10 protein-coding genes and 1 riboswitch are annotated in these 10,332 nt (G+C 70.1%); of the genes, 3 read left to right on the top strand and 7 right to left on the bottom strand.

Annotation, left to right across the window (positions count from 1 at the left end):
- Positions 1 to 168: 168 nt before the first annotated feature.
- Complete coding sequence (locus tag C6W10_RS00235; protein ID WP_159104391.1) at positions 169 to 630, top strand: DUF5980 family protein; 462 nt, start codon at positions 169 to 171, stop codon at positions 628 to 630.
- A gap of 122 nt (positions 631 to 752) precedes the next feature.
- On the opposite strand, the gene C6W10_RS00230 is transcribed toward C6W10_RS00235, so the two are convergent.
- From C6W10_RS00230 to C6W10_RS00215, 4 genes are all read right to left on the bottom strand, one after another.
- Positions 753 to 3,155: an excinuclease ABC subunit UvrA gene (locus C6W10_RS00230; protein WP_107255800.1), complete on the bottom strand. Its 2,403-nt coding sequence runs from the start codon at positions 3,153 to 3,155 to the stop codon at positions 753 to 755.
- Between the two features lie 69 nt (positions 3,156 to 3,224).
- Complete coding sequence (locus C6W10_RS00225; RefSeq protein ID WP_107255799.1) at positions 3,225 to 3,635, bottom strand: VOC family protein; 411 nt, start codon at positions 3,633 to 3,635, stop codon at positions 3,225 to 3,227.
- 5 nt (positions 3,636 to 3,640) lie between these two features.
- Positions 3,641 to 4,090, bottom strand: coding sequence for a helix-turn-helix transcriptional regulator (locus C6W10_RS00220; protein ID WP_107255798.1), 450 nt, complete (start codon positions 4,088 to 4,090; stop codon positions 3,641 to 3,643).
- Between the two features lie 123 nt (positions 4,091 to 4,213).
- On the bottom strand, positions 4,214 to 4,942 hold the full coding sequence (locus C6W10_RS00215) for an SDR family oxidoreductase (protein ID WP_107255797.1): 729 nt from the start codon (positions 4,940 to 4,942) through the stop codon (positions 4,214 to 4,216).
- Between the two features lie 243 nt (positions 4,943 to 5,185).
- Here C6W10_RS00215 and C6W10_RS00210 point away from each other — a divergent pair, with 243 nt between their 5' ends.
- Together C6W10_RS00210 and C6W10_RS00205 are read left to right on the top strand one after the other, a co-directional pair.
- The gene (locus tag C6W10_RS00210; protein WP_107255796.1) at positions 5,186 to 5,905 is read left to right on the top strand and encodes a hypothetical protein; all 720 of its coding nucleotides are present in this window, start codon (positions 5,186 to 5,188) and stop codon (positions 5,903 to 5,905) included.
- 36 nt (positions 5,906 to 5,941) lie between these two features.
- Positions 5,942 to 6,032, top strand: a riboswitch (ZMP/ZTP riboswitch).
- A gap of 19 nt (positions 6,033 to 6,051) precedes the next feature.
- On the top strand, positions 6,052 to 7,512 hold the full coding sequence (locus C6W10_RS00205; RefSeq protein ID WP_107255795.1) for a glycine hydroxymethyltransferase: 1,461 nt from the start codon (positions 6,052 to 6,054) through the stop codon (positions 7,510 to 7,512).
- A 140-nt stretch (positions 7,513 to 7,652) separates the two neighbouring features.
- Here the strand turns inward: C6W10_RS00205 and C6W10_RS00200 are convergent, their stop codons facing one another.
- The 3 genes from C6W10_RS00200 to cydB all read right to left on the bottom strand — a co-directional run bounded on the left by C6W10_RS00200 (position 7,653) and on the right by cydB (position 10,294).
- Positions 7,653 to 8,066: a VOC family protein gene (locus C6W10_RS00200; protein WP_107255794.1), complete on the bottom strand. Its 414-nt coding sequence runs from the start codon at positions 8,064 to 8,066 to the stop codon at positions 7,653 to 7,655.
- Between the two features lie 163 nt (positions 8,067 to 8,229).
- Positions 8,230 to 9,129, bottom strand: coding sequence for a siderophore-interacting protein (locus C6W10_RS00195; protein WP_107255793.1), 900 nt, complete (start codon positions 9,127 to 9,129; stop codon positions 8,230 to 8,232).
- A 169-nt stretch (positions 9,130 to 9,298) separates the two neighbouring features.
- The gene (gene cydB, locus C6W10_RS00190; protein WP_107255792.1) at positions 9,299 to 10,294 is read right to left on the bottom strand and encodes a cytochrome d ubiquinol oxidase subunit II; all 996 of its coding nucleotides are present in this window, start codon (positions 10,292 to 10,294) and stop codon (positions 9,299 to 9,301) included.
- Between the last annotated feature and the right edge of the window lie 38 nt (positions 10,295 to 10,332).

Below are 10,332 nucleotides of genomic sequence, written 5' to 3'. Positions count from 1 at the left end.
GATCGCCCGGGCTTCGCCGTAGACCACGCCCATGCGCCTATCCCCTGCCTCAGGTGCATCGATCTCCACCCGAGGCCACTTGCTTGACAACGCAATCATCTATCCATCGATACTTGCGGATGGGCGGCACCGAGTCGCCCGGATCGGCAACGACCGAGGGAGCTGTTCGTGAGACCCACCCGTAGTGTGCTCAGGCTCGTGATCGGCGTGGCAGCAGTACTGGCGCTGGCGCTGACCGGCGGCTCACCGGCCGCCGCCGGGACTTCCCCGTTGACCACGGACTCGACCGTCTCGGCGACCTGGGAACTCGTCGACTACGACCCCAACCGACCGCAGCGAATCTGTACCCCGTCCGACTTCGCCAGGGCAGGTCTGTACTTCCTGGTCTCGATCAACGGAACCTGGTCGACCCCGATCACGTCCGGGGTGGCGAACCTGCCCCCCGGCGCTGCTCCCACTCCGAACGGATTCATCCCGCCCGGGTCGAGCGACCGCGGTCGGGTGCTCAACGCCGCCCCGTTCAGCGTCGCGTCGACCCCGGTCGGGCGGTACCACTCGGTGCTCTGGGCGTCGGACGGACGGGTGACGCAGACGGTCCCGGTGATCATCGACTTCCAGGAACGCTGTTGACGGGAGGGTTCTCCCGAGATGCCCCGCGTCCGTGCTGGCGTCCGAGAACGCCAGCACGGACCATCGTCAGTCGCGCTGTCTGCCGCGGCCGGCGAGACGAGGTAGGTGAGTGGAGTTCTGCCTCAGTCCCTCGTGCCGGTCTGCGCGTCGCCGTGGCCGACGTACGCGGCCAGGTGCTGGCCGGTGAGGGTGGATCGGGCGGCGACGAGGTCGGCGGGCGTGCCCTCGAAGACGATGGTGCCGCCGTCGTGCCCGGCTCCGGGGCCGAGATCGATGATCCAGTCGGCGTGCGCCATCACCGCCTGGTGGTGCTCGACGACGATGACCGACTTGCCGGAGTCGACGAGCCGGTCGAGCAGGCCGAGGAGCTGTTCGACGTCGGCGAGGTGCAGTCCGGCGGTCGGCTCGTCGAGGACGTAGACGCCGCCCTTCTCGGCCATGTGGGTGGCCAGCTTGAGGCGCTGCCGTTCACCGCCGGAGAGGGTGGTGAGCGGCTGGCCGAGGCTGAGATAGCCGAGCCCGACGTCGGCGAGTCGGCGCAGGATGGCGTGTGCGGCCGGGGTGCGTCCCTCGCCGGTGCCGAAGAACTCCTCGGCCTCGGTGACGGACATCGCGAGCACCTGGCTGATGTCGCGGCCGCCGAGGCGGTATTCCAGTACGGATGCCTCGAAGCGCTTTCCCTCGCAGTCCTCGCAGGTGGTGGCGACGCTGGCCATCATCGCCAGGTCGGTGTAGATGACGCCGGCGCCGTTGCAGGTGGGGCAGGCGCCTTCGGAGTTGGCGCTGAACAGTGCCGGTTTCACGCCGTTGGCCTTGGCGAACGCCTTGCGGATGGGCTCGAGCAGTCCGGTGTAGGTGGCGGGGTTGCTTCGGCGTGAGCCGCGGATCCCGCCCTGGTCGATCGAGACCACGCCGGCGCCGGCCGGGATCGACCCGTGTACGAGGGAGCTCTTGCCGGAGCCGGCGACGCCGGTGACGACGACGAGTACTCCGAGTGGGATGTCGACGTCGACGTCGCGGAGGTTGTTGGCGGTCGCGCCGCGGATTTCGAGCGTGCCGGTGGGTTTGCGTACGGTCTTCTTGAGGGCGGCCCGGTCGCCGAGGTGTCGACCGGTGATGGTGCCGCTGGCGCGTAGTCCTTCGACGGTGCCTTCGAAGCAGACGGTGCCGCCGGCCGTACCGGCGCCGGGGCCGAGGTCGACGACGTGGTCGGCGATGGCGATCGTCTCGGGTTTGTGTTCGACGACGAGTACGGTGTTGCCCTTGTCCCGGAGTCGGAGCAGGAGGTCGTTCATCCGCTGTACGTCGTGTGGGTGCAGGCCGATGGTGGGTTCGTCGAAGACGTAGGTGACGTCGGTGAGCGAGGAGCCGAGGTGGCGGATCATCTTGGTGCGTTGTGCCTCGCCGCCGGAGAGGGTGCCCGAGGGTCGGTCGAGGGAGAGGTAGCCGAGCCCGATCTCGACGAAGGAGTCGAGGGTCTGGCCCAGCGAGGCGAGCAGGGGCGCCACCGATGGTTCGTCGAGTTCGCGGACCCATTCGGCGAGGTCGCTGATCTGCATGGCGCACGCCTCGGCGATGTTGACGCCCTTGATCCGGGAGGATCGGGCCCCCTCGCTGAGGCGGGTACCGCCGCAGTCGGGGCAGGTGGTGAAGGTGACGGCCCGGTCGACGAATGCCCGGATGTGCGGTTGCATCGCCTCGCGGTCCTTGGACAGGAACGACTTTTGGATCTTGGGGATCAGTCCCTCGTAGGTGAGGTTGGCGCCCTCGACCTTCACCTTGGTCGGTTCCCGGTAGAGGAAGTCGCGCATCTCCTGCTTGGTGAACTCGCGGATCGGCTTGTTCGGGTCGAGGAAGCCGGATTCGGCGTAGGTGCGCACGGTCCACCAGCTGTCCGACTTCCAGCCGGGGATGGTGAACGCGCCTTCGGCGATCGACTTGGAGTCGTCGTAGAGCTGGGTGAGGTCGATGTCGGAGATCCGGCCGCGGCCTTCGCAGCGCGGGCACATGCCGCCGGTACGGTTGTAGGTTGCCTTGCTGGTCTTGCCGGCGATCGTGATCGCACCGGCGGCCCGGACGGAGGCGACGTTGAAGGAGAAGGCGCTGGGTGGGCCGATGTGCGGCTCGCCCAGCCGGCTGAAGAGGATCCGCAGCATCGCGTTGGCGTCGGTGGCGGTGCCGACCGTGGAGCGGGGGTCGGCGCCCATCCGCTCCTGGTCGACGATGATCGCGGTGGTCAGGCCGTCGAGTACGTCGACCTCCGGGCGGGCCAGGGTCGGCATGAAGCCCTGTACGAAGGTGCTGTAGGTCTCGTTGATCATCCGCTGCGACTCGGCGGCGATCGTGCCGAACACCAGCGAGCTCTTGCCCGAGCCGGAGACGCCGGTGAAGACCGTCAGCCGGCGCTTCGGGATCTCGACGCTGACGTCCTTGAGGTTGTTCTCGCGGGCGCCGTGTACCCGGATCAGGTCGTGGCTGTCGGCGGCGTGCGGCGCCGGTGCCCCGGTGTCCGTGCTCGTGGCCATGCTTGTCGTGTCTCCATCTTCCGGTGGGGTCGCCTTCGCGGGACCAGGTGGTTTCGGGTGCCGGGCGGGTCAGCCGAGCTGGTTGATCCGGATCAGGTTGCCGGCGGGGTCGCGGAAGGCGCAGTCGCGGATGCCGTACGGCTGGTCGGTCGGCTCCTGGACGACGTCGGCGCCGCTGGCCTGTAGCCGGTCGAAGACGCCGTCGAGGTCGTGGGTGGCCAGGGTGATGGCGGTGTAGGTGCCCTTGGCGATCAGTTCGAGGATGGTCCGGCGCTCGTCGTCGGTGATGCCGGGGTCGGCGGCCGGCGGGTGCAGGACGATGGAGGTTTCCGGCTGCTTGGCGGGACCGACGGTGATCCAGCGCATTCCGGCGTATCCGACGTCGTTGCGGACCTCGAAGCCGAGGGTGTCGCGGTAGAAGGCGAGGGCGGCGTCCGGGTCGGTGTGCGGGAGGAAGGCGGCGTGAATGTTGATGTCCATGGCCGTCACGCTAGTTGCGGCTCGTCGGCCCGCGCTTCTCGATTCCTGATCGGTCTGGTCACCTGTTTGGTGATGCAGGGTGGCATCTCCGCTGTCGACTGGGCGGTCTGGGCGCGGTAGGTGCTCGGCGGTACGCCGACCAGTTCGGTGAAGCGGGTGCTGAAGGTGCCCAGTGAGGAGCATCCGACCGCGAAACAGACTTCGGTGACGTTGAGGTCGCCGCGCCGCAGCAGTGCCATGGCGCGTTCGATGCGCCGGGTCATCAGGTACGAGTATGGTGACTCACCGTAGGCGGCTCGGAACTGGCGGCTGAGGTGGCCGGCGGACATGTTCACGCCACGGGCGAGCGCTTCGACGTCGAGCGGCTGCGCGTACTCCCGGTCGATCCGGTCCCGGACCCGGCGCAGCCGGACGAGGTCGCGCAGGCGTTGCTCCTCGGCGAGTGTGCTGCTCACCTGCGAGATGCTGCCACGACCTGCCGAAATTGCCTAGCCGCCCCTCCCTGGCGTGCCGGCCCTGCCCCGTGGGGCGGGTGCCGCCCGGCGGGGAGGCCGTGGCTGGTGCCACCCGGCGGGGTGTTACATGCCGCCGGCGACCCGGAGTACCGCGCCGGTGGTGTAGGAGGCGCCGTCGCCGAGCAGCCAGACGATCGCGGCGGCGACCTCGTCGGCCCGGCCGGCGCGGCCGAGTGGTATCCGGCCGGCGACCCGCTGGGCCCGGTCGGGTACCCCGGAGATGATGTGGATCTCGGTGTCGATGGTGCCGGGTGAGACGGCGTTGACCCGGATGCCCCGGGGGGCGAGTTCCTTGGCGAGTCCGACGGTGAGGGTGTCGGTGGCGGCCTTGACGGCGGCGTAGTGCACGTATTCGCCGGGGCTGCCGAGGGTGGCGGCGGCCGAGGAGACGTTGACGATCGCCGCGCCGGACGGGAACCGGCGGGCGGCCTGCTGGGCGCAGAGGATGTAGCCGATGAGGTTGACGTCGACGACGCGGCGCAGGTCGGTGACGGTCAGTTCTTCGAAAGGGCCGATCGGGCTGGTCACGCCGGCGTTGTTGACCAGGCCGGTGGGTTCGCCGAGTTTCGCGGCCTCGTCGAAGAGTCGTACCACCTGGTCGGGGTCGGTGGTGTCGGCGCGGACGGCCAGGCCCCGGCGTCCGGCGGCGGTGACGTCGCGGAGTACGGCGTCGGCGGCGTCGGCGTCGCGCCGGTAGCAGAAGACGACGTCGTGTCCGGCGGCGGCGAGTTGTCGTACGGTCGCGGCGCCGATTCCGCGGCCGCCGCCGGTCACCACCGTCAGCGGAGTCATGGGCCTCTCCCCTCGGTTGTCGCAGCCCCCGGCCGCCGGGTCCGGGCCGGGGCTCGTCGCGGATCGTTCGCGCGGGTCCGGTAGCTGGCGATCCTGCCAGGTGTCGGTGCGGCGGGTCGGTCGGGGCGGATGGTGTCCCGGGCTCTGGTTTTGTTGATCTCGGAACGGTGTGTCCGTCTCGACGTTGTCGGGTGGGCCTGGTAGTAAGTCATGAATCAAACAGGTGTACGGAAGAGGGATCCGATGGCTGCCGCGCGTACCGCTCAACAGGGGTTGTCCACCGAGGAGTTGCAGCAGATCAGGGACGCGTTGGCGGCGGGCCGGAAGCCGAAGGTGATGTTCACCGAGGCGGCGGGGCAGATTGCCGGTCAGCTCGGTCAGGTGGTGGAGTTGACCGATCCGGAGGTCTCCGAGGAGTGGGTGGTGGTCCGGTTCGGTCGGGACGAGCTGCCCTTCTCCCCCGGTGATCTGGCTGTCGCGCCGAAGGGTGCGACGCGGCGGGCGCCGGTGAAGCCGGAACCGGAGCCGGAGCCGGTCCCCGAACCAGAGTTCAAGATTGTCAGGGAGCCGGTTCCGGCGCCCCGCGAGGAGGCAACAGTGACCGCAGTGGACACTCCCCCGGCCCGTCCGGCGGACGGCGAGGGTGAGGCGAAGCCGGCCCGGCGGGCGACGAAGGCGGCGAAGCCGAAGGGTCCGGCGGGGTTGACGGTCACCCTGACGTACGCGGACGGCGAGTGGACGCTGGCGGCGACGCAGGGCGCGAAGTCGCTGGCGAAGCCGTACGTGATCAAGCCGGCCGAGGCGTTGAAGATGGTGGCGTTGATCGATGTTCCCGGGGTGCACGAGGCGGTGGAGCAGATCATGGCGGTGGAGCGGCGGGAGGCCGAGCAGCAGGCGGAGAAGTTGCGGGCCGAGTTGGCGGAGATCGAGGCGCGGTTGGCGGAGTTGCGCGACGCGGGTTGATCCTTCGCCGTCCGGGCCGGTCGGGTTGGTAGGCTCGGCCCGGACCGTGACTGGCGTGCTGGGATGGGGTCAACCATCGGGAAGCGGTCCCGTCGAGTGACGTGTGCCGTGCGCCTGGGCCGATTTTCTTCGCCCAGGAGGCTGCCATGGCCAATCAGGTCTTTCCGGTCGGCACGAGTTCCACCGAGTCCGTCGCGTTCCGCGCGGCGTTGGACGTGGTGCGTGCGGTCGAGCCCCGCGTCGCGGACGCGATCGGTGCGGAACTGGCCGACCAGCGCGAGTCGTTGAAGTTGATCGCTTCGGAGAACTACGCGTCCCCGGCGGTGCTGCTGGCGATGGGTAACTGGTTCAGCGACAAGTACGCGGAGGGCATGGTCGGCCGCCGCTTCTATGCCGGTTGCCGCAACGTCGACACGGTGGAGTCGGTGGCGGCGGAGCATGCCCGGGAGTTGTTCGGGGCCGCGCACGCCTATGTGCAGCCGCATTCGGGGATCGACGCGAACCTGGTGGCGTTCTGGGCGGTGCTGGCGGACCGGGTGGAGTCGCCGGCGTTGCGCCGGGCCGGGGTGCGGCACGTGAACGAGCTGTCCGAGGCGGACTGGGCGGTGTTGCGCCGGGAGCTGGGTGACCAGCGGATGTTGGGCATGTCGTTGGACGCGGGCGGGCACCTGACCCACGGTTTCCGGCCGAACATCTCCGGCAAGATGTTCGACCAGCGTAGTTACGGTACCGATCCGGAGACGGGGTTGCTGGACTACGACGAGGTGCGCCGGATCGCCCGGGAGTTCCGGCCGCTGATCCTGATGGCCGGCTATTCGGCGTATCCGCGGCGGGTGAACTTCCGGCTGATGCGGGAGATCGCCGACGAGGTCGGTGCGACGCTGCTGGTCGACATGGCGCACTTCGCCGGGCTGGTCGCCGGGAAGGTGCTGGTCGGTGACTTCGATCCGGTGCCGTACGCGCATCTGGTGACGACGACGACGCACAAGTCGTTGCGGGGTCCGCGCGGCGGCATGGTGTTGTGTGGTCCGGAGTTGGCCGACCAGGTGGACCGGGGTTGTCCGTTGGTGCTCGGCGGTCCGTTGCCGCATGTGATCGCCGGTAAGGCGGTCGCGTTGGCGGAGGCGCGGCGGCCGGAGTTCGCGGCGTACGCGGGCCGGGTGGTGCAGAACGCGGTCGCGTTGGCGGAGGGGCTGTTGCGTCGGGGGGCGCGGCTGGTGACCGGGGGTACGGACAACCATCTGCTGCTGGTGGACGTGTCGGGGTACGGGCTGACGGGGCGGCAGGCGGAGGCGGCGCTGTTGGACGCCGGCATCGTGACGAACCGGAACTCGGTGCCCCGGGATCCGAACGGTGCCTGGTACACCTCGGGTGTCCGGCTCGGCACGCCGGCGTTGACGACCCGGGGGCTCGGGGTGGCGGAGATGGACGAGGTGGCGGGGCTGCTGCACACGGTGTTGTCGGCGACCCGGCCGGGGGTCGGGCCGGACGGTGCCCCGTCCAAGGCGCGGTACGTGTTGGACGGGGCGGTGGCGCGGCGGGTGGCCGGGCAGGCCGCCGACCTGCTGGCGGACTATCCGCTGTATCCGCTGGTCGACCTGGGCTGACCCGCCACGGGCTACCCCGGGGAGCCGTCGTCCGGGGTTCCTCGGGGCGGTCTGGACGTCAACCGGTTCCTCGGGGCGGTCGGGACGTCACCGGAGCGGGGTGCGGTGCGAGGTGAACCGCACCCCGGCCCGGTCGGCGGCTACTCCGCGTAGGGCTGGTTCTCCCCCTGCGCGCTGTACCCGAGGCTCCAGACGTAGCCGTCCGGGTCGGCGAAGGAGCCGCCGTATCCGCCCCACGGCAGCGGGCCGGCGGGCTTGAGGATGGTGGCGCCGGCCTTCTCCGCCTCCGCCATGATCTCGTCGATCCGGGTCTCGGTACGGACCACGTAGGTGAGAACCAGCCCGCTGAAGCCGCTGCCCTCCGGGCTGGTCCCCACCTGCTCGGCCAGGCCGTCGCGGCCGTAGAAGCCGACGGGCGAGCCGCCGTCCGGGGCGAAGAAGACCGAGACGCCGTAGTCCTGCTCGATCTTCCAGCCGAGCCCTTCCGTGTAGAAGCGCTTGGACCGCTCCATGTCCCGGACGGCGAGCAGGATCGAACTCACATGCGCTTTCATCTCTTGTCCCCTTTTTGCGTTTCTGCTGACGCATCCGTTTCTTGCTGACGCATCCGAGGGCCACGGTACGAGCGGCGTCGGGGGCCGTGCTTCTTGAATCCTGATCGGTTCGGGGTGGGCGGGCGTCACCGCGTGTGACGGCCCGGGTCCGGCGGCCGGTGGTTCAGCCGGTCACGGTGGCGGTAGCGGCGTCGGTAGCGGTGGTGGCGTCGGTCTCGGTGTCGGCGAGGCGTTCGCGTGCCTCGGCGAGGTCCTCCTCGGTCGGGTCGTCGTCCTGGGTCAGGTTCCGTCGCCAGTAGCCGGTGAAGTCGATCGACCGTTTCGGCAGGCCCCGGTCGTCGACGAGGTGTCGGCGCAGGGCGCGTACGGTGCCGGCTTCGCCGGCCAGCCAGGCGAGCACGGAACCGGCCGGGAAGGTCGCCGCGCGTACGGCGTCGAGCAGGCGGCTGCCGTGTGCGCTGGGCGGCTCGTCGCGGTGTAGCCAGTGCAGGGTGAGGTCGGCCGGGGTATCGAGGTGCTGCTCCTCGGCCCGGTCGGGGATCTCGACGAAGGCGTGTGCGCGGGTGCCGGCGGGGAGTGCCTCGACGATGGTACCGAGCGCCGGGAGCGCCGACTCGTCGCAGGCGAGCAGCATCCAGTCGGTGCTGCCGATCGGGAGGGGGCGGGCGAAGACCGGGGACGGGCCGAACATGCCGAGGGTGTCGCCGGGGGTGGCGGAGGCGGCCCATCGGGTGGCGGGTCCGGCGTGCTCGTGCAGGGTGAAGTCGATGTCGATGAGGTTGCCGTGCGGGTGGTGGGCCCGGATGGTGTAGCTGCGGGTCCAGGGGCGCTCGGGTGCGGGGATGTCGGCGAAGCCGGCGTACCAGCGCCAGAGGTCGGGGTCGGGGTCCGGCAGCCGGGGGCGGCGCTGTCCGGGTCTGGGGAAGTAGAGCTTCACCTGCTGGTCGGGGCCGGCGAGGTGGAGGTCGGCGAGGTCGTCGCCGGTGAAGGTGATCCGGGCCATCCGTGGCGTGATCCGGGCGGTGTCGGCGACCCGGATGTACCGGATCGGGAGCTGTCCCATCGGGGCCTCCGAAGGTTACGGGAGGGCGCTGCCCTGCGCGAGTCTTTCGCTTCAATTGTTTCATTGAAGTCCCTCGTGAGACTTTTCCCGCCATGTACGGGCCGGGGCGCGGGGGGAAGTCTCAACTCGCGGGGGCAGCGCGGCGGTGGCCTTCGCGACGGGGATGAGGTCAGCGTGGGATGTTGGCGACTCCGATCCGCTTGCGGAACACCCAGTAGGTCCAGCCCTGGTAGGCGAGGACGACGGGGGTGAAGAAGGCGGCCACCCAGGTCATCACCTTCAGGGTGTAGGGGCTGGAGGCGGCATTGTCGATGGTGAGGGTGCCGGCCGGGTCGGTGGTGGAGGGCAGCACGTTCGGGAAGAGTGCCGCGAAGAGGGTGGCGACGGTCAGCCCGATCGCGGCGGCGGTGCCGACGAAGGCCCAGCCCTCCCGGCGTACCCGGGTGGCGGCCAGGGTGCCGGCCAGGGCGAGCGCGGCGGCCACGGCGAGGCCGACGGCGGCCGGGGTGTGCCGGATGGTCAGGCCGACGGCCAGGAACGCGGCGGTGAGGGCGGCGGTGGTGGCGGCGGCCCGGGCGGCGAGCCGGCCGGCCCGGGTGCGGATCTCGCCGCTGGTCTTCAGCGCGAGGAAGACGGCGCCGTGCGTGACGAAGAGCGCCGTCGTGGTCGCCCCGCCGAGCAGGGCGTACGGGTTGAGCAGGTCGAGCACTCCGCCGGTGTAGTCGTGTCGCGCGTCGAGTGGTACGCCGCGCAGCAGGTTGCCGAGGACGACTCCCCAGATCGCGGCGGGGATCAGGGAGCCGAGGAAGATGGCGAGATCCCAGCGGGCCTTCCAGCCGGCCTCGGGGCGCTTGTGCCGGTACTCGAAGGCGACGCCCCGGAAGATCAGGGCGAGCAGGACGAGCAGCAGCGGCAGGTAGAGGCCGGAGAAGAGGCTGGCGTACCAGCCGGGGAAGGCGGCGAAGAGGGCCCCGGCGGCGGTGATCAGCCAGACCTCGTTGCCGTCCCAGACCGGCCCGATGGTGTTGATCAGCACCCGGCGTTCCCGGTCGTCGCGACCGAGGACGGGCAGCAGGATGCCGACGCCGAAGTCGAAGCCCTCCAGGATGAAGTAGCCGACGAACAGCACGGTGATGAGCAAGAACCAGAAGGTGGGCAGGTCCATCGTGGACTCCGGTCGGATCGGTCGTGGTCGGGATACCG

The sequence above is a fragment of the Plantactinospora sp. BB1 genome (genome assembly GCF_003030385.1).
Classification (GTDB): Bacteria; Actinomycetota; Actinomycetes; order Mycobacteriales; family Micromonosporaceae; genus Plantactinospora.
The sequence above is the reverse complement of the archived record's forward strand: the minus strand, read 5'-3'. Positions and strand labels throughout refer to the sequence as shown.